At 67.1% G+C, this 21,282-nt stretch carries 13 protein-coding genes; 6 read left to right on the plus strand and 7 right to left on the minus strand.

Going from position 1 to position 21,282, the window contains the following annotated elements; all coding sequences use genetic code 11:
• Nucleotides 1–110 precede the first annotated feature (110 nt).
• Nucleotides 111–893, minus strand: a complete 783-nt coding sequence (locus tag PT282_RS03325) for a nitroreductase family protein (RefSeq protein ID WP_277168154.1) — start codon at nucleotides 891–893, stop codon at nucleotides 111–113.
• A gap of 194 nt (nucleotides 894–1,087) precedes the next feature.
• Between PT282_RS03325 and ppgK the strand changes: the two genes are divergently transcribed.
• Nucleotides 1,088–1,855 (plus strand): polyphosphate--glucose phosphotransferase, encoded by a 768-nt coding sequence (gene ppgK, locus PT282_RS03330; protein ID WP_277168155.1) that lies wholly within the window; start codon nucleotides 1,088–1,090, stop codon nucleotides 1,853–1,855.
• A 30-nt stretch (nucleotides 1,856–1,885) separates the two neighbouring features.
• Nucleotides 1,886–3,121: a pyridoxal phosphate-dependent aminotransferase gene (locus PT282_RS03335; protein ID WP_277168156.1), complete on the plus strand. Its 1,236-nt coding sequence runs from the start codon at nucleotides 1,886–1,888 to the stop codon at nucleotides 3,119–3,121.
• Here the strand turns inward: PT282_RS03335 and PT282_RS03340 are convergent.
• Nucleotides 3,118–5,385, minus strand: a complete 2,268-nt coding sequence (locus tag PT282_RS03340; RefSeq protein ID WP_277168157.1) for a glycosyltransferase — start codon at nucleotides 5,383–5,385, stop codon at nucleotides 3,118–3,120. The two genes, PT282_RS03335 and PT282_RS03340, sit on opposite strands and share 4 nt — an antisense overlap.
• A 254-nt stretch (nucleotides 5,386–5,639) precedes the next feature.
• Here PT282_RS03340 and PT282_RS03345 point away from each other — a divergent pair, with 254 nt between their 5' ends.
• The 3 genes from PT282_RS03345 to PT282_RS03355 all read left to right on the plus strand — a co-directional run bounded on the left by PT282_RS03345 (nucleotide 5,640) and on the right by PT282_RS03355 (nucleotide 13,336).
• Nucleotides 5,640–9,068 carry a tetratricopeptide repeat protein gene (locus PT282_RS03345; protein ID WP_277168921.1) on the plus strand — a complete coding sequence of 1,143 codons (3,429 nt, stop codon included), beginning with the start codon at nucleotides 5,640–5,642 and terminating at the stop codon, nucleotides 9,066–9,068.
• A 111-nt stretch (nucleotides 9,069–9,179) separates the two neighbouring features.
• Nucleotides 9,180–12,038: an NAD-dependent DNA ligase LigA gene (gene ligA / locus PT282_RS03350; RefSeq protein ID WP_277168158.1), complete on the plus strand. Its 2,859-nt coding sequence runs from the start codon at nucleotides 9,180–9,182 to the stop codon at nucleotides 12,036–12,038.
• A gap of 185 nt (nucleotides 12,039–12,223) precedes the next feature.
• Entirely contained in the window at nucleotides 12,224–13,336 is a 1,113-nt protein-coding gene (locus PT282_RS03355; RefSeq protein ID WP_277168159.1) for an Mrp/NBP35 family ATP-binding protein, read from the plus strand.
• 167 nt (nucleotides 13,337–13,503) lie between these two features.
• On the opposite strand, the gene PT282_RS03360 is transcribed toward PT282_RS03355, so the two are convergent.
• From PT282_RS03360 to PT282_RS03380, 5 genes are all read right to left on the minus strand, one after another.
• Nucleotides 13,504–14,334 (minus strand): hypothetical protein, encoded by an 831-nt coding sequence (locus tag PT282_RS03360; RefSeq protein ID WP_277168160.1) that lies wholly within the window; start codon nucleotides 14,332–14,334, stop codon nucleotides 13,504–13,506.
• A 321-nt stretch (nucleotides 14,335–14,655) separates the two neighbouring features.
• On the minus strand, nucleotides 14,656–16,092 hold the full coding sequence (gene glnA / locus PT282_RS03365) for a type I glutamate--ammonia ligase (protein ID WP_277168161.1): 1,437 nt from the start codon (nucleotides 16,090–16,092) through the stop codon (nucleotides 14,656–14,658).
• A 175-nt stretch (nucleotides 16,093–16,267) separates the two neighbouring features.
• Nucleotides 16,268–17,050, minus strand: coding sequence for a DUF4191 domain-containing protein (locus PT282_RS03370; protein WP_277168923.1), 783 nt, complete (start codon nucleotides 17,048–17,050; stop codon nucleotides 16,268–16,270).
• A gap of 124 nt (nucleotides 17,051–17,174) precedes the next feature.
• Entirely contained in the window at nucleotides 17,175–18,719 is a 1,545-nt protein-coding gene (locus PT282_RS03375; RefSeq protein ID WP_277168162.1) for an NAD(P)/FAD-dependent oxidoreductase, read from the minus strand.
• A 145-nt stretch (nucleotides 18,720–18,864) separates the two neighbouring features.
• A complete protein-coding gene (locus PT282_RS03380) occupies nucleotides 18,865–19,485 on the minus strand; it encodes a DUF3043 domain-containing protein (RefSeq protein ID WP_277168163.1) in 621 nt (206 codons plus the stop codon).
• A 110-nt stretch (nucleotides 19,486–19,595) separates the two neighbouring features.
• Between PT282_RS03380 and PT282_RS03385 the strand changes: the two genes are divergently transcribed.
• Complete coding sequence (locus tag PT282_RS03385; RefSeq protein ID WP_277168164.1) at nucleotides 19,596–20,963, plus strand: dipeptidase; 1,368 nt, start codon at nucleotides 19,596–19,598, stop codon at nucleotides 20,961–20,963.
• Nucleotides 20,964–21,282: the final 319 nt, after the last annotated feature.

The raw sequence follows: 21,282 nt of genomic DNA on the forward strand, positions 1-21,282 counted from the left end.
GCCGGTGACGTGACGGTAATGTCCACGTCGCCGGCGCAAGGCCGATTCGTATGTATGCGAGGTATGCGCCCATGCGTCGTGTGGAGGCGCAGGCGCCGACCGGCGGACGATCAGCGGTGGATGAACAGGCCGCCCTCTCCCCAAGCCCACTGTCCGCTGCCCGCGCCGATCTGGAAGTGGAGCTTGGCGATGCCCAGGTCGTTCATCGCCTGGCCGTCCTCCACGTCGTGGTCGAGGGTGGCACAGGCGGTGTCGTCCGCGGCGCTGTAGGAGAACCGGATCGGCTGGGCGTTCATGGCGCTCGGGGCCTTGAGCGCGGCCTCGACCCCGGCGGTGAACCAGGCCGGGGCCTTGGCACGCTTCTCGGTGTCCATGCCGGGTGTCATCTGCGCGGCGGTGATGGACTTGCGGTGGCCGGCGGCCTGGCTGGCCAGGGTCCGGTAGTCCTTGGAGACGAAGGTCTCGGGATGCTCGTGCTGGCCGATGACGACGGCCAGATAGAACGCCTCGTCGTTCTTGATGCGGCAGTGGCTGGCGGCCAGGTCGCGGTCGAGGCTGCCACCGGCCCAGCAGGTCGCCAGGCCCCACGAGGTGGCGGTGAGCACCAGCCGCTCGGTGAAGAACCCGGCGCGCTCGCGGGCCTCCTCATCGTCCTTCGGGCCCACCACGGCGATGTAGTCGGCCGCGTTGACGAAATGGCCGGAGGTGTTGGCGTCGGCGAAGACGGCGGGCTGGTCGCGCACCAGCTGCAGGCGCAGCCCGGAGATCGTGTCGATCGCGTCGATCGAGGCCTCGAGCTGCCGTGCCTTCTCGTCGGCCAGCGGCGTGGACGACCAGTTGCGGGTCGAGGTGCGGATGTTGATCATGTCTATCAGTTGGTTGTGTTCGCTCATGGTTCCATTATGCTTCGCGCACCGCGATAAAACGCGGTACGGCGGAAATTTTCAAAGGTGAGGCAACGCCTTGCGCGCCCGTGCCCCGGGCGGGAAAGGCCGCGCCGCGTTGGGTATCGCGCGAGGTAAGGTGGCAGCGATCACAGGCGTCGCCACGCGCTTTCGACACATTCGAGATTTCAAGAGGAACGACAATGATTGAGACGGCACAGGCATTCGGCATCGACATCGGCGGTTCCGGCATCAAGGCCGCGCCCGTCGACCTCGAGCGGGGCGATTTCGCGGTGCCGCGCCTGAAGGTCCACACCCCCGAACGCTCCACGCCGAAGGCCTTGGCCAAGATCGTGCGCCAGGCCGTCGAACGCTTCGAGGTGCCGGAGGGCGCCCCCATCGGCATCGCCTTCCCGGCGCCCGTCAGGCCCGGCAGGCCGCTCGACTTCATGGCCAACCTCGACAAATCATGGATCGGACTGGACGTCACCGAGGTCTTCTCGCGCGCCTGCGGGCGGCCGGTCACCGTGGTCAACGACGCCGACGCGGCCGGACTGGCGGAGCAGCGCTACGGCGCGGCGAAGGGACAGGGCGGGCTGGTCGTTGCCACCACGCTGGGTACCGGCATCGGCACCGCGCTCATCTACGACGGCGTGCTCATCCCCAACACCGAGCTCGGCCACATCGAGCTGGCCAAGGGCAAGGGCGAGGCCGAGAAATACGCGGCCTCCTCGGTGCGCGACAAGAAGAGCCTCGGCTACAGGAAATGGGCCAAGCGCCTGACCAAATACTATGGGCTTCTGGAGAAGTACCTCAACCCCGACCTCTTCGTCGTCGGCGGCGGCGTGAGCCGGATGAGCGAGAAGTTCCTGCCCTATATCGACGTGCATACCCCGATCGTGCCCGCCAAGCTACGCAACCAGGCCGGCATCGTGGGCGCCGCCTACTACGCGACGTCCAAGCTCGTCTGAGCGCCGCGCGGAACAACCGGAAGGAACGACATGCGCTTTTCGTCAAGGGTGGGCTCCACCAGGCTCAACGCGATCGCCGAGGCCGAGCGGGCGGCACGCGCCGCGGGCATCGGCCTCGAGACCGTCAACGATTCCAATCCCACCCACCACGGCCTGGCCCCCGCGCAGGTGCCGGGCGTCTACACGGCCCAGCCGCGCGGACCTCTGGCGGCGCGCGAGGCGCTGGCCGAATTCCTGACCGGGCGCGCACGCCAGGAGACGGCCGAGGGCAGGCAAGGCGAGGACGACGGGGGAGCGCCGGCGGACGGACCCGAGCACGTTGACCCCGAGCGCCTGTACCTGCTGAGCTCCACCTCGCAGGCGTATTCGTGGCTGTTCAAGCTGATGTGCGATCCGGGCGACATCGTGCTCGGGCCCAAGCCTGGCTATCCGCTCATCGAGTCCATCGGCGGGCTCGAGGGCGTGGAGACGATGGAATACCAGCTGCGCTTCGACGGCTCGTGGTTCATCGACGTGCCCTCCGTCGAACGGCTGCTCGACGGCGAGCGGGGCGAGAAGGTGCGGGCCATCGTGCTCATCAACCCCAACAACCCCACCGGCTCCTACGTGCATCCCGGCGAACGGGAGGCCATGGTCGAGCTGTGCCGCAGGCGAGGCATCGCCATCATCGCCGACGAGGTCTTCTTCGACTACTCGCTCGAACCCTTCGCCGGCAACCGCCGCCTCGCCGGCGAGCGGGGCGCGCTGGTCTTCGCGCTCGACGGCTTCTCCAAGTCGCTGGCGGCCCCGCACGCCAAGGTCGGCTGGATCGAGGTCAGCGGTCCCGACGACCTGGTCGCCGAGGCGCAGCGCCGGCTCGACGTGATCGCCGACGACTACCTGCCCTTCAGCGACATCATCGCCGAGCGCATGCCCGAGCTGCTCGGCGCGGTGCCGGGCCAGCTGCGGCGCGTGCGCGAGCGGACGCAGTCGAACCTGCGCACCCTGCATGCCGTGCTCGCCGCCGACGAGACGGGCGTGGTCTCCGTGCTGCGCGCGGAGGGCGGATGGAACGTGCTGCTGCGCTTCCCGTCGATGATCGACGAGAACGAGCTGGTGCTGCGCCTGATCCACGACGCGCACCTGACCGGCCAGCCCGGCTACTTCTTCGACATGGCCGCCAACGGCTACCTGGCGGTCTCGCTGCTGCCCGTCCCCGAGGTCTTCGCGCGCAACGTCACCGCGGTGCTCGACGCCGTCGCCGCGCTGATGGATCCGGCGAGCTAGACGATCCTGAACCAGTCCTGCACCCGCTCGAAAAGCGTGGGATCGGTGCCGGTCAGCGCGTCGTCACGGCCCGGCACGAACAGTGCCATGAAGGCGATGGCCAGGCCGGCGAGCACCAGCGCCATGACCAGCAGGCGGGCGAGATAGCGCAGCCAGCCGATATGCGCCCACCAGGGTTCTCGCAACGAGGCGGTGGCAAGCGCTCTGTCTTGTGGTTCGTCGCCGGCACCCGACCCGTCATCGGCGTCCTCACCCAACAGCGAGGGGAGCGTGGCGACGGTGGCGAGGCTTGCCAGCCAGCCGAAATCGACCATGTAGCGCCAGCCGAGCCCGCCCTTCATCGCGTCCAGGATCATCAATGCCACGGCCGACGCCAGCAGCGTCCACACGAAGCCCAGCATGCCATGCCCGCGCAGCCGGCGCCGGGCCCTCGGCAGCAGCGCCAGCAGGCAGACCAACGCCGGGCAGAGCGCCACCAGGCCGCCGACCATCGGCTCCACATACGACCAGGACGGCAACGGCGCCGGATCGATGGAAAGGAACGGGAAGGCGTGCGTGGCGCGCAGGGGCAGGAACAGGTAGTAGCCGATGACGGCCGGCAGGTCGGCCAGGGGCGTGTGGTGGCGCGTCATGTCGGCGACGGTGATCTGGTAGCGTTCGCCGAAATCGAGCGGGGAGCCGAAACGCACCTGGTTGTAGGCCATCAGCGGGGCCACGACGACGAGCGCCGGCAGCAGCATCGCGCAGCACGCGGCCACGATCGAGCGTACGTCGCGCCTCGTCGCCTGTCGGCCTGGCAGCGCCAGCCGGATCTGCGGCCAGAACAGCGGCAGGGCGAGCAGCGCGACGAGCACGAAGGTGGGCCGGCAGCCGAAGTTCGCGGCGACGCACAGCGCCCCGGCGGTCAGATGCGGCCAGGAGAGCGGTGGGGCGCCATCGAAGACGAGCGCATGGCGTCGCCGCGATGCCGGGCCGGCCGCCCCCAGCCAGAACCACAGCCCCATCGTGCTCAGCAGCAGCGAGGCGGCGAAGGGGATCACATAGAAATTCATGCGGAACGCCAGGTAGCCGGCGTTGCTGCCCACGGCCACCAGCGCCAGCGCCAGCGAGACGGTGGCCAGCGAGGCGCGGGGGGCGACGCGCCCGATCAGGCGGATGACCAGCAGCGAGCCGAACGCCGCCACGCCCAGCAGCAGCAGCGCCACCGCCACGCCGGCCGGCAGCATGCGCCCGCCGGGCACGAACCACGAGGTGACGATGCGGAACGGGGCGAAGAGCAGCAGGGCCGGCAGCACGCCGAAATACGAGTACCAATGGCCGCCGTGGAAGGCGTAGTCCCAGTAGATGGGGGAGACGCCGTGGGCCAGCAGCGCCTCGCGCGCCTGCGGGTCATAGGGGTCGGCGGCCCGCGCCAGCTCCTGGGGCACCGGCAGGTCGATGGTGGTGCGCCCGGCGATCAGCGAGTCGGCGAGATGGCCGTACTGGTTGAAGTCATAGGTGTAGCCGCCGGGGGCGTGGAAGCTGCCCGAGGGATTGGCGAAGGCCGAGACGACGCGCGAGGCGGCCAGCGCCACGAGGGCCAGCGCGAAGACGAGGAACGCGGCGCGCTGCCGGACGCTGGAGGTGTCGAGGCCGATCCGCCAGAGCCTCGACCCGGGCCACCACGCCGCCACGAGCAGCGCCACGAGCAGCATGGCCGCCACCCTGCCGGTTTCGAAGCGGAAGGGCACCTTCGCGTTGGCGCGCACGGCGAGGAAGGGGATGTCGCTGCCCGCCGGCTCCTCGACCCACAGCGTGACCGTCCGGCCCCGGCACGGCATGGCCAGATACAGCGACTGGGGCACCGCCGTCGACAGCGTCTTGCTGCTGGTCGCCTTGCCGTCGACGTCCATGCGCACATGCACGGAGGCGAGTGGCCCGGAGGAGCCGGAAGCCTTGCGCGGGGCGGCGTGACGGGTGTGGCTCGCCAGCCCGGGTGTGGCTGCCGTCGACGGGTCGACGCGCACATAGGGCGAGCTGCCGTCGCTGCGCACGCGCAGGTAGGCGCCGGCCTGGTCGGTGACGCGCAGCGTGCCGTCATCCTGCCGGCTCAGGCCCGGACCCATCTCGTTGAGCGCCGAGGCGGAGTCGGTGCTGGCGCCGAACGAGCTCCAGAAGGGCATGTTGAGCGGGCCGGCCTCCAGCAGCAGGACGACGAGGGTGACGAGAAGGGCCGGAACCGCCCATCGGCGCCGTAAAGGAAGGCCGTGCTTGTTAGTGCTCACCCCATTATTCTATAAGCTTCATGTCTGGCTGAATTGAAAGAATTGCACATATGTCTCATTTCTTTTCGCACGCGCGTGGTTTCGCCGATTCAACCGGAAAACATGACTTCCTCTCCAGGCTTGCGCGTGTCGCGAATCGACTGAACGTGGCGTTCGGCACCGGTGTCGGCGCCGCTCCAGCGCACGGAGCCGACGGGGTGCCGTCGGACGGTGCCACGGGCCGCGCCCAGGCCTCCATCCCCCCGGAGCTGAGGATGCTGATGAGCCAGACCATGCGGCTCGGACCGATGGTCAAGCGCCGCAGCTTCGACTTCGACGGCGTACCGCGTGAGCTGGCCTTGGGATGGGCGCAGCTGCCGCGGCTGGGCGGCCGCTTCTTCTCGCTGGGTGTCTTCGTGGGCAGGGACGGCTTCTGCCAGGTGGCGCTCGCCGACGGCAAGGGGCGAGTCTTCCTGGGCTCCGACCCCGAGATGGACACGCACGGCATGGACGCCGCCCTGGTGATGGGCAAGGAGGGCGAGTTCCTGCTGCACGACGACTCCCGCCTGATGCGCGGCGAGTCCGGCGAGGGCCGGCGCGCGCATGGCAGGGACGTGAGCACCATGCAGGGCGGCATCGTCGGCCGCGACATGTTCGGGCGCATGACCTGGCTCGCCTCATGGCTGCGCCACGGCGGCAGCTACACCCTCGAGCAGATGCGCTACCGCCTGCCGGAGGACATGCGCATCGACCTCGACTACCGTGACGCGCTCACCATCGCCTTCTTCGCCGCCTACATGCTGCCGGGCATGGACGGCCGGCTCATCGGCTTCGGTGCCGGCAACATCTTCCGCCGGCTCAACCGCGAGGCGCCGCTCGGCGCGATCCGCCGTAGCGTGCGCGACAGCTCCGAGGCCCGCTCCGCCGGCCTGCGCGTCTCCGGGCTCGAGGACTACTTCGCCGACCTTATGCGCGAGTCCGGCGCGCTCAAGGAGTCGACCGGCCTCGAGGCCGTGCACGGCGCCGAGCCGCTGCACCTCTACACCTCGAGCTATTCGGGCAACTACTTCTTCACCTGGGACGACTCGCTCAGCCTCGCCCCGGCCCTCGAGGCGCTCAGCATCGAAGGCAACCTCAACCGCTTCGCCGCCGTGAGCGGCTGGCTGGAGCACAACTCCCGCGTCGGCGCGTTCCCCATCGAGGACACCGTCACCCGCGCCGAGGCCGCGCAGATGGACCACAAGCTGCTCGACAACCCCGCCCTGATGGCCCTGGACCCGGGCAAGGACGGCTCCGTGCGCCTCGACGAGCCCAGCACCGTCTCCATGCGCCGGCTCACCGGCCTCGCCGCCCGCGTCGCCGACGGGGTCGCCGGCCATGCCCCGGGCGCCGACGGCGGGTCGGGCAGGGGCGTCCGCGGCGAATGGGTGTACCGCCAGAGCGTGGCCACCCTGCTGCGCCGGCTCAAGGTGCCCTATCGCTTCGACACCGAATTCCGCTCCAACCTCGAGAAGGGCGACGTCGCGGTCGCCTTCACGATGGCGGGCAGGACCATGATGCCCACCAGCCGCTTCGACGTGGCGAGCCACGAGTGGAAGTCGCTCGGCGAGGACGAGCGCACCGAGATGAGCGTCAACTACAACCTGCGCCTCGGCCTGATCATCGCCGCGCTGTGCTTCGGCGCCGACGAGAGCGTGGGCAACGTGTCGATCCGCGTCGACTCTCTGGGCCTGGAGGAGGCGCTGGCCCAGCAGGACTCGGCCATCTCGAAGCTCATCGCCCAGGCGCTGGGCGCCTTCGAGCACGCCTCCAAGCCCAACATGGGCGCCGGTGGTTCCAAGGCCGACCCCAAGGACGGCGACATCCACGGCGATCCGATGCGCTCCGGCGCGATGCCCGTGCGTGCCCAGGCAGGGCCGTCCGCGCGGCCGATGCGCACCGGCGAGCCGAAACCGGAGGATGCCCCAGATGCCGAGAACGCCAAGGATGATCAGGGCGATCAGGTCTCACGCAACGTTCAGGACGGGCATGAGGGCGCCGAAGACGTGAAGGACGGTAACGCCGGCGGAGCCGTCGGTTCCCGGCCCGATGCCGGACAGGGGTCCGCCTCGACGGACAACGCCACGGTGGCCGGAGCGGCCAGCACTACCGCGGCGAGTGACGATGACGGTGATCCGCGGGACGATGGTTCCCACGGCGCCGACGCGCAGGACGACGACTCGCTCGACGCCCAATTCGAGGACGTGATGCGGGGCGTCGATCTCGACTCCATCGCCATGAACGTGCCGCAGGGCGCGCAGGACGGCCAGGAGCCGGCGGATGGCGAGACCGAAGGGACCGACGGGCAGGCCGACGATCCCCTGGCGGTGCTGCGCAGCGGCCCGACCACCAAGACCCTGGCCACGGTCACCTTCTCCCGCCATGAATTCATGGAGCGCATGCGCGACTGCGGGCTGGACCGACCCGTCGAGACCTACCGGAGCTTCGGCGCCACGCTCGACATCGCCGGCTTCGACGTCGTCTCCGGGCAGGCGAAGACCCCGCAGTTCACCCTGCGCGACAAACGCTTCTCGCCCCTGGGCAGCCAGGAGGAGCCGGAGCTTTCCGACCAGCGCTTCGACCCATCCGTGGCCCGCGTGCTGGGCTGCGGACAGGCGATGGGCCTGTCGATCCAGCGCGCCGACCTGATGCAGCGGGCGGTCGACGAGTTCCACCGGATCGCCTCCGACGCCTCGCTGCCCAGCGTCGCCAAGGCCCAGAAGGCCATGGACATCGTCGACCAGATCGGTGACCCCGAACTGGCCGACCTGGCCCCGCAGGTGAGCAAGGCGCTCATCGACGGCGTCGACACCCCCGACCTGGACTTCACGATGGCCAAGCGCCTCGACGGCGAACGGCTCAAGGCGCGCGACCTGCTCTTCTCCGGGCAGGTCGACCAGGCGATCGACAGCCTGCAGCGGGCCGTGGATGCCATGGATGAGCGTTACGCGGGCAGCGGTGCGGCGCGCTATTTCAACTCCTACGCCGAACGGGTGGTCTATAACCGCCTCTTCGCCACGCGCGACGAGCGCACCGTGCTCATCCCCGACAACCTCTTCTACGCGCATATGGAACTGGCGGACGTGCTCGCCCAGCTGCGTGGCGCGAAAGCCGCGCTGCCGCACCTCAACCAGCTGGTGGCCTACGCGCCCTCCTACCCGCTCTCGCACCTGCGCCTGGCCGTGCAGCTGGCCCGCGAGGAGGACTGGAACCCCGCCAGGGCCGCGTGCCTCAACGCCCTGCGAGTCTCGCTCGACCGTGACGACGCGGCCTACGCCTACTACCGCCTGGCCTACGCCGAATGGATGTGCGGCCGGCTCGACGTGGCCGCCGCCAGCTACATCATGAGCGAGCACATCGCGCCCGGCAAGATCGCCTCGCTCGACAATGAGCTGCAGGAGCTCTTGGCCCGGGCCCAGTCGCAGTGCATCCTGGTGCCTACCGGCCTCCAGTTCGCCGAGCACGTGCTCTCCGGCCACGGGCTGCCGGTCTGGCCGAACACCGAGGTGGCCGACATCGTGCGGCGGGCGGCCCGGGTGTGCGTCGACGGCGGCATGTTCGTGCCGGCCCGCACCCTGTCGGTGGCGGCCGCCCGCATGGACGACGGCGCCGACGAGGGCATGGACATGGCCCAGGCCCAGTTCCTGCGCTCGCTGAGCGCCTGAGGCGTGCCGGCGGCCCGCGTCGCTTGCGGCGGCGACAGTCGTAAGATGGTGTGATGCCGGTCGGCGGACGGGACGCCGGCCAGAACTTCAAGCAGTACAAGGTAGGCGGATATGAGCACATCGCAAGGCAACGGCGGCAATGGTTCGGGCGACCAGCTCGCCTGGGATTTCGACGGCGGCCAGGACGTCGTCGAGAACATCGGCATCGCCTCGCTCGCGCCGGGCTCGCCGGCATGGATCGCCGCACTGCGCCCCACCGACGCCGACGCCGAACGGCTCGGCCGGCTCGACGTCTCCAAACTCTCTGCAGACGAGGCCGCCAGGCTCTGGGCCAGGCTCGCCTCGTGGGTGGAAAGCGACCAGGTCGCCTACTACATCCACGATTCGCCCTCCTCCTCCGACGCCGCCTACGACGCCCGCATGCGCTGCCTGCAGGCACTCGAGGCCGTGTTCCCCTCGCTCGACACGCCCCAGTCGCCGACCCACCGCGTGGGCGGCACCTTCTCCAACGACTTCGCCTCGGTGCGCCATCCCTCCCAGATGCTGAGCCTCGACGACGTCTTCTCCATCGCCGAGCTGCGCGAATGGTACGACGGCGTGATCAAAGCCCTGGAATGGCCGGAAGGCAAGCCGCTGCCGATGACCTGCGAGGTCAAGATCGACGGCCTGGCGCTCAACCTGCTCTACCGCAACGGCGTGCTCCAGCAGGGCCTGACGCGCGGCGACGGGGTGACCGGCGAGGACATCACCATGAACGTGCGCACCATCGCCTCGATCCCGCAGAACCTCGGCGGCGCGCCGAATGACATCCCCGAGTTCGTCGAGATCCGCGGCGAGGTGTTCATGCGCTTCGACGATTTCAACCGGCTCAACGAAGCCCACGAGCAAGCCGGCAAGCCGCCGTTCGCCAACCCGCGCAACGCCGCCGCCGGCTCCCTGCGCCAGAAGGACCCGCGCATCACCGCCACCCGTCATCTGAGCTTCTACGCCCACGGGCTCGGCACCCTGCGCTGGGCGCCCGGCTCGGCCAACGAGGGCCACGACGCGGTCGACGACCAGTCGCAGGCCTACGACCTCTACCGGAAGTGGGGGATCCCGGTCTCGCCGCACAACCGCGAGATCACCGGCTTCGACCAGATCCTCGAGATGATCGACTACTACGGCGAGCACCGCGGCGACATCGAGCACGCGCTCGACGGCATCGTGGTCAAGGTCGACGACCTGGCGCTGCAACGCCGGCTTGGGGCCACCTCCAGGGCGCCGCGCTGGGCCATTGCCTACAAATACCCGCCCGAGGAGGTCAACACCCGCCTCAAGGACATCGTCGTGCAGGTCGGCAGGACCGGCCGCGTCACGCCTGTGGCCATCCTCGACCCGGTCTACGTCGCCGGATCCACCGTGGCCGCCGCCACTCTGCACAATCCCTCCGAGGTCAGGCACAAGAACGTGCTGATCGGCGACGACGTGGTGGTGCGCAAGGCCGGCGACGTCATCCCCGAGATCGTGGGGCCCGTGCTGGCCAGCCGTGAGGGCCGCGAAGGCGAGCTGCGCGAGTTCGTCATGCCCTCCCGCTGCCCCTCGTGCGGCGCGAAGCTGGCCCCGGCCAAGGAGGGCGACAAGGACATCCGCTGCCCCAACGTGGAATCGTGCCCGGCGCAGTTCACGCAGCGCGTCATCAACCTGGCCAGCCGCAAGGCCTTCGACATCGAGCACCTGGGCGAGCAGAGCGCCGTGGCGCTGACCAATCCCGAGGAGAACCGGCCGGAGAGCGTGGCCACCTATTCTCCGGGTGACAAGGCCATTGAGACGAAACCCGGGGAAGAGCCTAAGCCCTATGAGCCGCCGGCTGGTTTGCGCCTGCCCGAACGTCAGACACCAGTGCTCACCAGCGAGGCCGGCGTCTTCTCGCTGGACGTCGACATGCTGCGCGATGTCAAAGTGTGGCGAGAACTTCCTGTCGTGGAGGTCACCGAATACACCGACGCCAAAGGCAAGAAGCGTAGGAAACGCAAGAGTCTTGGCGGTTCGGGCGTGTGGCACACAGTATCGGCCTTTTGGACAGCGCGCACCGATGCGTCGCTTGCCAAGACCGACGAGAATGAGACGGCTGAAGACGCTGGAAATGCCGTGCTCACCGGAACTGAGGCGAAGGCTTCGGCGCCCACCGACACTTCGGCGACCGCTGAAGCTTCGGCCGATTCCACAGGTGCTTCCGACTCCTCCGAAACGGCCGACACCCGTTCCGAGAACCTCTATCCGGGCTATGTCGTCCCTGACGACGCGGTGGTGGTCGGTACCACCGGCCGCCCCCAAAAAGCCCCGAAGACGCTGGGGCCTCGGCCCGTCTACGTGCGTCCGGGCGAGAACACCCGCAAGATGCTCGCCGAGATCGAGAAGGCGAAGGGCAAGGACCTCTGGCGCGTGCTCGTGGCGCTGTCGATCCGCCGCCTCGGCCCGCCCACGGCCCGCCTGATCGCCAACCACTTCGGCTCGATCCAGGCTATCGCCGACGCCAGCAAGGAGGAACTCTCCGCCATCGACGGCATCGGCGACGAGATCGCCGAATCGGTGGTCGGCTGGTTCGCCGCCGCCAAGGATCCCGACGACTGGCGCGGCAGGATTCTCAAGGCCTGGGCCGAGGCCGGCGTACGTGCCGAGGTCGAGAGGAACACGCTGCCCCAGACGCTCGCCGGCAAGACCGTCGTGGTCACCGGCTCGCTCGAGGGCTTCAGCCGCGATTCCGCCAAGGAGGCCATCGTCGAGCGCGGGGGCAAGGCCGCCGGATCGGTGAGCCGCAAGACCGACTACGTGGTGGTCGGCGCCAACGCCGGTTCCAAGGCCGCCAAGGCCGAGGAACTGGGCATCCCCATGCTTGACGAGGATCAGTTCAAGGCGCTGCTGGAAGCCGGCGAGGTCGACGAGGCCGGAGAGGCCACGGGCGACGAGGCGGAGGCATCCGAGGACGAGTGAATCGCTTGGCCGCACGGATGGATGGCCGTTGCCCGAATCTCCCGTGGTGACGGGCATTGGCAGCTGACGGCCTTGCCTTCCGGCCCGCGTCCGACGACGTTGCGCGGGCCGATTCCGGCCCGGAGGTCTGGCGCGTTGCCACCGGTCACGATATGGTGGGGGAGTTGACGACAAAGGAAGTTGCGATGACGGATAGCGGCACGATCGAGCGGAACATCTACCAACGGCTGGGGCATGTCATCGACCCCGAGCTCGGCCGTTCGGTGACCGATCTGGGCATGATCACCGGCGTCGACGCCGTTCCGCGCGGCGACGGCGGTAAGGAATACGAGCTCACCGTCCACGTCGAGCTCACCGTGCCGGGATGCCCGCTCTCCAAGACCATCACCGAGCGCATCAACCAGGCCGTGCGCTCCTATCCCGATGCGCACCTGACGCCGAAGATCGAGATCGGCGCCATGAGCCGCGAGAAACTCGGCAGACTGGTCACCCAGCTCAAGGCCGAACGCCGTCAGAATCCCTTCAACAAGCCCGGCACCAAGACCCGCATCTTCGCCATCGCCTCCGGCAAGGGCGGCGTGGGCAAGTCGTCGGTCACCGCCAATCTCGCGGCCACCTTCTCCGCCCTGGGCTACGACACCGCCGCCATCGACGCCGACATCTATGGCTTCTCGCTGCCCGGTCTCTTCGGCGTGCACACCCGGCCCACCGACCTCAATGGCATGCTCATGCCCGTGGTCGCCTGGGGTGTCAAGATGATCTCCATCGGCATGTTCGCCGGCGCCGACCGGGCGATCCTCTGGCGAGGGCCGCGCCTGCAGCGCTCCCTCGAGCAGTTCCTCGCCGACGTGTGGTGGGGCAGCCCCGACGTGCTGCTGCTCGACCTGGCGCCGGGCACCGGCGACATGGCCATCTCCGTGGCGCAGGCGCTGCCCAATGCCGAATTGGTCGTCGTCACCACCCCGCAGCCCAGCGCCTCGGATGTGGCGGTGCGCAGCGGCCTGGTGGCCCTGCAGGTGCCTATGAAAGTGCGTGGCGTGGTGGAGAACATGAGCTACTTCGACCACAAGGGCGAGCGGCTGCGCATCTTCGGTGAGGGCGGGGGTCAGAGGGTCTCCGAGCAATTGACCGAGGCCCTGGGGTATGACGTGCCGCTGCTGACCCAGCTGCCGCTGCAACCCGAGATCCGCGAGATCGGCGAGGCCGGCCGCCCCGCCGTCCTCACCTCCGACGGCCACCTGGCCGACACCCCTGTCGCCGCCGCCTTCAAGGCGTTGGCGGAGGGGTTGATGGGATAGGTGGCTTACATTTTTTCGAGCTTGCGGAAAAATGTAAGCCAAACGAACATTGAGGGAAAGTGCGCTTGTGCTTAAATTCGTTGAAATTCCAACGATTTCGGATTTTTCCTCGAAAGAAAATGTTCGTTTCGGACTTACATTTTTATTAGCTCGTCCAAAAATGTAAGTCACGTATTTTGTATCAACCTCATCAGTGCGGTCTGTCTGGAGATGGCGCGCTGAATTTTTACCAGCAATTGCTCACTCGCGTGTGCCGTGCGCATGTCGGAGACCGTGACCTGAATGATCACCCATCCCAGGTCAATGAGCTGGTTCATGCGGTTCGCATCCTCTCGCATCTGCGCGATGCCTGCGTGGTAGGAGCCCTGGTATTCAAGCCCCAGTCGGATTGCCGGCAGTGCCAGATCGATGAAACGAAGGTCGCCGTGGGGCAGGGTCACTTCGAAATTCGGTTTGATGCCGCGAATGCCGTGGATGCTGAGAAAGGCCAGAAGATTGGCTTCAGCCGGTGAATCGGTTCCCTCGACGAGATGGGGCAACGCCGCCTGGCATTGCTTCCTTCCCTTGAACCTTTGATTCGCGGCGAGATATTCCTCGAAGTCATCCAGCGTGGCGACACGTCGGCGCCGGTTCTTGCTCATTAGCATGCAACCGACGGCAATCAGATCCTGCAACGGAAGAAATGGCGCGATTTGAGCCCAGGCGGCCGTCGGGGACGCCAGCCGAAAATCGCCCAGGGTATGGGTCCGTGATTGCGCTTTCCATATGTGGGCGTGCACTCCGCGCATGTTCGGCCGCTCATCTGCGCCATCCACGCATACGTGCACGTCGTCGACTGAAAGGCGGCAGTGTTCGCCAATCGGCACGCCATAGAGCCGCAGCGCGTTGGCGTATCCGACCGTCAGTGTCTTGCCGGTCCTTGCGGCGGTCTGCTGGCAGTGAAGAAACTCGTGCTCCCGCAGCCGTTGCAGGTCGTCGTTGAGGAATGAGGTGCCCATGGTCCGACCATACCGGATTACGCCCGTTTGCCGCCGTGAGAATGGCATCGATGGTCGAACGCTTTTTCGCCGCCATGCGAGAGACGTTCTCCTGGTTGGCGACACGCCGTATATGACGGAAGAAAAGTTATCCACATTTCCAGGGTTTGCTACGCTGAGTCCCTTGAAACATCGGTTGCCGATGTGGCTGCGAAAAGGGAGTCCAAATCTATCATCCATCGACAGTGAGGGCTTAAGGAAAGATAACAATGGTCCCGGCGGTGCGCGGGGCATCGCCGGGACCATTCATTCGGGCCGTATGGCCGGCCGTGTCAGGCTCGATCAGAGGTTGAAGTAGAGCTCGTACTCCAGCGGGGTCGGCGCCAGACGCTGCGCGTCGATCTCCTCGCGCTTCAGGCCGATCCAGGTCTCGATCAGGTCGCTGGTGAACACGTCGCCGGCGGTGAGGAAGTCGTTGTCCTCCTCGAGAGCGTCCATCGCCTCGTCGAGGGAGGCGGGCACGTGCTTCATGTTCTTGAGCTCCTCCGGAGGCAGCTCGTAGACGTCCTTGTCGACCGGGGCCGGCGGCTCGATGTGGTTCAGGACACCGTCCATGCCCGCCATGAGCTGGGCCGAGAAGCCGAGGTAGGGGTTGCAGGTCGGGTCGGGCACGCGGAACTCGAGGCGTTTGGCCGCGGGCGCGGTGCCTGCGAACGGGATGCGGATCGCGGCGGAGCGGTTGCGGGCCGAGTAGACGAGGTTGGTCGGGGCCTCGTAGCCGGGCACCAGGCGCTTGTAGGAGTTGAGCGACGGGTTGGTGAAGGCCAGCACCGAGGAGGCGTGCTTGATCAGGCCGCCGATGTACCAGCGGGCCATGTCGGAGAGGCCGCCGTAGCCGTTCTCGTCGTAGAAGAGCGGCTTGCCGTCCTTCCACAGCGACTGGTGGCAGTGCATGCCGGTGCCGTTGTCGCCGGCGATCGGCTTGGGCATGAAGGTGACGGCCTTGCCCGCCTCGAAGGCGGTCTCGTGCACCACGTACTTGTACTTCATCAGGTCATCGGCCGCATGCTGCAGGGTGTTGAAGCGGTAGTTGATCTCCTGCTGGCCGGCGCCGCCGACCTCGTGGTGGCTGCGCTCGAGGATGAGGCCCACTTTCTGCAGGTTGGCGACCATGTCGTCGCGCAGGTCCTGGTTGTGGTCCTGCGGGGCCGGCGGGAAGTAGCCGCCCTTGACGCGGTTCTTGAAACCGATGTTGGGCGAGCCGTCCATCTCGACCTCGGCGCCGGAGTTCCAGGGCGCCTCGATGGAATCGACCTCGTAGAAGGAGCGCTGCATCGAGTTCTCGTAGCGCACGGAGTCGAAGAGGAAGAACTCGGCCTCGGGGGCGAAGCAGGCGGTGTCGGCCACGCCGGTCGACTTGATGTAGGCCTCGGCCTTGGCGGCCACCTGGCGCGGGTCGCGCGAATAGGGCTCTAGGGTGATCGGGTCCACCACGGAGTGGGCCACGACGAGGGTCTTGTGCTTGCGGAACGGATCGACGAAAGCGGTGGAGACGTCGGGCAGGAGCTTCATGTCGGAGTTCTGGATGGCCTGGAATCCACGGATGGAGGATCCGTCGAACGGCTCGCCGTCGGTGAAGGCGTCCTTCAGGAATTCGCTGGCCGGCACCGTGAAGTGCTGTTGCACACCGATGAGATCGGTGAAGCGCACCGAGATGTACTCGATGTCTTCCGCGTTGATGAGGGCCTCGAGGTCTTCCTTGGTTTCAAGTGCAGTCAATGGACCGCTCCTTTCGTGTTGTTCTCAATATTCAAGTCTAGGGTGATGGGTTTCGCCGGCTCGCTGATTGGGTTACGAGTATGTTTCGAAATCGGTGTCCGGCGCTCGCGCCGGCGCCTGGCAACGGGCGGATACGACGAATCCCCCCGCCTTTCGACGGAGGGATTCATGAGGGTCAGCGTCCGCGCATCGCTCGACGGCTGATGTGCTGGCGGCGGGTCGGGTCCATGCCCTTGGGGATGCCGAGACCATGCTTTTTCTGCAGGGTGCGCAGGCGCTCGTTGAGCACCTCGAGCTCGCCCTTGGTGAGCATGAAGCGGCGGCGCGGATGGATCTTGCGCATCAGGGAGAGCTTGTATTCGGTCGGCTCGTAGCTCTTGCAGCCCAGCACCTTCTTGCGCAGGTCCTTCAGACGCACCTGGCCGGCGCCGGTGCCCACGCAGATGCGGTAGACGGGGATCGAGCTGCCGGCGGTGACGCTCTTGATGGCGTGCTCCTGGCGGTCGAGCGGGCGCTTGGTGCGGCTGATCGGTCCCTCGGCGAGCAGGTAGATGCCGTTGTAGCCGGTGCCGCGCCAGATGGCGTCCTTCGTCTTCGCGTCGATCCAGACCGGCTCCTGCGGGAAGTCATAGCCGGCCTTGTTGATGTTGCCGAGCACGCTGATGGAGGCGCCCGGACGGCCCTCGATCTTGGCGTAGCCCACCTTGTCGGCGCGGTTGGTCAGCGCCAGGGTGGCCAGCAGCACGCCGAGCATGACCGCGAGGATCATCATCAGGATCCACCAGAACCAGCTGAAGCCTAGGACCACACCGGTGACGACGCCGGCCAGCACGGGCAGCAGGAAGGCACCGGCCAGAAGCCAGGGCAGCGCCTTGTCTTCGGCATGGGTGTACTTGTAGATCTGCACCAGCTGGCGGATGGTTTGCGATCCTTTGTTAGCCTTCTTTTTCTTGGCCATCGGCTTCCTCACTTGCATTGCTCGACGATTGACACACAATGTCACCAATTCTAGCAGTGGTCCAGACGCGCCTGCCCGAGGTGTCGGCGTGGATCGGCCGCGGGTCCGCGCCCGCTCTGTGGCCTCACCGGCTGTGCAGCGGCCTGCCGTCTGCGCGCAGCAGCGCCTCGCCCAGCGTCTCGGAGAAGGTGGGATGCGGATGGATGAGGCGCGCGGCCTCGGATAGGGGCACATGGTTGCCGACGAGCTCCTCCGCCTCGGCGATGAGGTCGCTGGCGTCGGGGGCGAGCATGTGCACGCCCAGCACCACCGTCGTCTCCGGGTCCTCGGCGCGCCTGCCGGTGACGATGGACATGGATCCGGGCAGGCCGCTCATGCGTATGCGCGCGTTGCCCATCATCGGGTAGGCGGTCTCGCGGGCGTTGTCGATGCCGTCGCGTTCGCGCGCCTGTTCGAGGGTGAGGCCCACGCCCGCCGCCTCGGGCGTGGAGAAGACGACCGTGGGCACGGTGTCCCCGTCGACGGGCGTCGGGTCGAGCCCGGCGATCGTCTCGGCGATGACGATGCCCTGCTCGAAGGCCCGGTGCGCCAGAGCCGGTCCGGCGGTGATGTCGCCCAGGGCCCAGACGTGTTCGACGCCGGTGCGTCCGTAGTCGTCGGTTTTCACCAGGCCATTCTCATCGAGCTCCACACCCAGGTCGGCGAGCCAGGGCTGGTCGGTGTTGGGGTCGCGGCCGATGGCGGCCAGTGCGAGGTCCGCATGGATCTTGTGCTCCTCGCCTTGCGAGGTGTAACGGACGGTGACGCCTTGGGCGTCCGGTGACGATGGGGGATCGGCGGTCGTTTTCGCCACGGTGGCGCCGTCGCCATTGCCTTCATCACCAACATTTTCGTCGCCGTTGTTTATTAGTCCCGCAGGCAGATTGCCGGCCTGGACACCGGTGACCTGGCTGCCGGTGACGATGGCGATGCCGGCATCCTTCAGTGCCCGGGTGAGTGCGGAGGCCGTGCGGCGATGGCTGTGGGAGAGCACGCGGTTGTGGCGGATGAGCATGGTGACCTCGACGCCGGCCTGCCGCCACATCGAGGCGAATTCCACTGCCACCGCGCCGGCGCCGATGACGACGGCCGATTTCGGGAAGCGGGCGAGCCCGAGCGCCTGTGTGGAGTCGATGAGCGCGCCGGCGAAGGGGATGCCGGGCAGGGGTCGTGGCCGCGAGCCGGTGGCCACCACGATCTCGCCGGCCTCGATCCGTGTGGTCCCAGGATCATTTCGGTCGTCCGGCGTGCGGCCGATGACGATATGGTGCGAATCGACGACCTTCGCCTCGCCACGGAACACCGTGACGCTACGGGCGTCGAGCAGTCCCGCCAGGCCGTCGGTCATCGCCGTGACCATGTCATTCTTGAACCCGTTGAGCCTGCCGAAGTCGATGCCCTCGAGACGGGCGTCTATGCCCATGCGCCTAGCGTCGCCGAGCCGGGCGATGGCGTGGGTGGCGCCGATCAGCGCCTTGGAGGGGATGCAGCCGCGGTTGAGGCAGGTGCCGCCCAGCCTCGTCTCGCGGTTGACCAATGCCACCGAAAGCCCCAGCTGCGCCGCCCGCAGGGCCACGCTGTAGCCCCCCGGTCCGCCGCCGATGATGCCGACATCGAAATGCTCTGTCATAGTGCCCCCGTCCCGAACGCGCATGCGTCATGCCATGTGCGACGCATGCCAGGTTCCATCATCGTCCACCCCGGCCCGGTATGCAAACCGCCCGTGTCCCACCATCGAGAGGATGGGGCACGGGCGGCCGAAAGCGGAACCAGGATCACCGGGGCCAGTTGCCACGCTTCTTGGACGTGGGCTTCGGCACGCGCCAGCGACGCAGCTGGATGGCGCGGCCCCAGGCGTAGGAGCAGGAGCGCGTGCCCTTGGCCACGGATTTCTCACCGTACTTGTCGATCAGCTTCTTCTTCAGCTTGTGCCACATCAGCACCACGTCGATGATGGCGATGACGAGATAGACATAGGAGATGCCGATGATGGGCGCGTAGAGCGAGGGCCACTTGAAGGCCAGCAGCATGCCCAGGATCATCGCGCCGAAGACGACGGGGATGAAATACTCGGCGATGTTGAAGCGCGCGTCGACGTAATCGCGGATGTAGACGCGCCACGGAATCTGCTCGGACTTGGGCATGTGGGCAAGGTCGCCGTTGCGCATCGCGTCGTACTCGCGGTCCTCACGGGCGCGCATGCGGCGCTTGTTCTCCTTGGCGTCGGCCTTGCGGTCCTTGGGCACCAGCGGGTGCAGGTTGCGGCTCTGGGCCTGCTTGCGCTTGGGGGTCGGGCGTCCCTTGCCCGCCTGTGGGTCGGCCTTGGGCGCGGATTGCTCGATGGGTTTCTGCGCCGGTTCCTGCTTCTTATCCTTGCTGAAAGGGTTCCATGTCATGTTTGCAGATTACGGTGAAGACTAGACTCTTGGCGGACTGGCCGGTACGGTTATTTGCCGTCCGCAACCAATGGAAGACACCGGAATACAGGGAATACAAGGAGCTTGTCATGGCGCAATCGCGAGTGGAAGAGATAAGGGAGCGTGTGGACGGTGACTTCGCGCGCATCGTCGACCTGCTGGGCCGCAAGGTGGCCATGAGGTCGGTGTCGGCCGAGGGCATCACCGGCGAGCACATGCGCCGTTCGGCCCAATTCGTCGCCGACGAGCTGCGCGGCGAGGGCGTGGACACCCAAGTGGTGCAGTCCACCAACCCCGACGGCACCCCCGGCGCCTACGAGGTCGTCGGCTCGAAGATCGTGGACCCGGCCGCGCCGACGGTGCTGCTCTACGCGCACCACGACGTGCAGCCCGTGCCCGACGCTTCCGCGTGGAGCACCGAGCCCTTCGTCGCCACCGAGGTGGACGGCAGGCTCTACGGCCGCGGCTCGGCCGACGACGGCGGCGGCATCGCCATCCACTCCGGCGCTCTGCGCGCTCTGGGCGACGAGCTGAAGGTCAACATCAAGGTCTTCGTCGAAGGCGAGGAGGAGATGGGCTCGCCGAGCTTCATTCCCTTCATCGAGGCGCATAAGGAGCAGTTCGACTCCGACGTCATCATCGTGGCCGACTCCGGCAATTGGAGCGCCGAGATCCCGAGCCTGACCACCAGCCTGCGCGGCAACACCGACCTCGACGTCACCGTGCGCGCCCTGGAGCATCCGGTGCACTCCGGCCAGTTCGGCGGCCCGATCCTCGACACCAACACCCTGTCGTCCATGCTGATCGCCTCGATGTATGCCGAGGATGGATCGCTGAATATCCCCGGGCTGCAAGGCGGTGACCCTGTGGGCGGACTCCAGCGCGATCTCGACGAGGCCGGCTTCCGGGCTGATGCTTCAGTGGTCGATTCCTACCGTCTCGCCGGCTCCGGTTCGTTGGCTTCGAGGCTGTGGACCAAGCCCAGCATCTCGGTCATCGGTTTCGATGCCCATCCCGTCGACGGTTCGTTCAACGTCATCGCCAACGAGACCCGTTTCCGCCTGTCCATCCGCACCGCGCCCGGCCAGCGCCCCGAGGACGCGGCCAAGGCCGTGACCGACTTCCTGACAACCCATGCTCCGTTCGGCGCCGAGGTTTCCGTCTCCACGCTCGATACCGGCATGGGATGGAGCATGGACCCGGACGCCGAGGCGACCCGCGACGCGATGGCCTCGATGCGTGAGGCGTTCGGCGTCGACCCGGTCAACAAGGGCGAGGGCGGGTCGATCCCGTTCATCCCCGAACTGCAGCGCCTCTTCCCCTCCGCCCAGGTGCTCGTCACCGGCCCCGAGGACCCGAAGGCCAACGCCCACAGCCCCAACGAGTCGATCGACTTGCGCAGCCTCAAGAACAATGTGGTCACCGAAGCCCTGATCCTTGACAAACTGGGCAAGTAGGGGATATTACCGACCGCTTTTGATGGTTGACGTGGTGGCGCAGATATGCGATGTTGAGACACGCTTACTGGCTGAGTCGTTAAGCGTGGAGCCCAGTGGGCTCCACGTAGACGAAGTGAGCGCGATGTATCGAGCGCGAAGGCAAAATCTCTGATTTTGCATAGGCCAAGCTTTATGTCTAAACATCGCATATCTGCGCCATCACTCATGTTTGAGGCATGTAATTGCCTGTGACCTCACTGATGAGAATGGATCAGGGTCGGTGTGGTGGGGGAGCGGATAGCTGCCGCAGGTTGGATCGGATTCTGGTGTGTGAAGG

This window comes from Bifidobacterium sp. ESL0763, assembly GCF_029433395.1.
GTDB lineage: Bacteria > Actinomycetota > Actinomycetes > Actinomycetales > Bifidobacteriaceae > Bifidobacterium.

Excerpts from the sequence above, each read along its gene's own strand:
- PT282_RS03325 (WP_277168154.1), bottom strand. The coding sequence starts at position 893 with ATGAGCGAACACAACCAACTGATAGACATGATCAACATCCGCACCTCG.
- ppgK (WP_277168155.1), top strand. The coding sequence starts at position 1,088 with ATGATTGAGACGGCACAGGCATTCGGCATCGACATCGGCGGTTCCGGC.
- PT282_RS03335 (WP_277168156.1), top strand. The coding sequence starts at position 1,886 with ATGCGCTTTTCGTCAAGGGTGGGCTCCACCAGGCTCAACGCGATCGCC.
- PT282_RS03345 (WP_277168921.1), top strand. The coding sequence starts at position 5,640 with ATGCTGATGAGCCAGACCATGCGGCTCGGACCGATGGTCAAGCGCCGC.
- ligA (WP_277168158.1), top strand. The coding sequence starts at position 9,180 with ATGAGCACATCGCAAGGCAACGGCGGCAATGGTTCGGGCGACCAGCTC.
- PT282_RS03355 (WP_277168159.1), top strand. The coding sequence starts at position 12,224 with ATGACGGATAGCGGCACGATCGAGCGGAACATCTACCAACGGCTGGGG.
- PT282_RS03360 (WP_277168160.1), bottom strand. The coding sequence starts at position 14,334 with ATGGGCACCTCATTCCTCAACGACGACCTGCAACGGCTGCGGGAGCAC.
- PT282_RS03370 (WP_277168923.1), bottom strand. The coding sequence starts at position 17,050 with ATGGCCAAGAAAAAGAAGGCTAACAAAGGATCGCAAACCATCCGCCAG.
- PT282_RS03375 (WP_277168162.1), bottom strand. The coding sequence starts at position 18,719 with ATGACAGAGCATTTCGATGTCGGCATCATCGGCGGCGGACCGGGGGGC.
- PT282_RS03380 (WP_277168163.1), bottom strand. The coding sequence starts at position 19,485 with ATGACATGGAACCCTTTCAGCAAGGATAAGAAGCAGGAACCGGCGCAG.
- PT282_RS03385 (WP_277168164.1), top strand. The coding sequence starts at position 19,596 with ATGGCGCAATCGCGAGTGGAAGAGATAAGGGAGCGTGTGGACGGTGAC.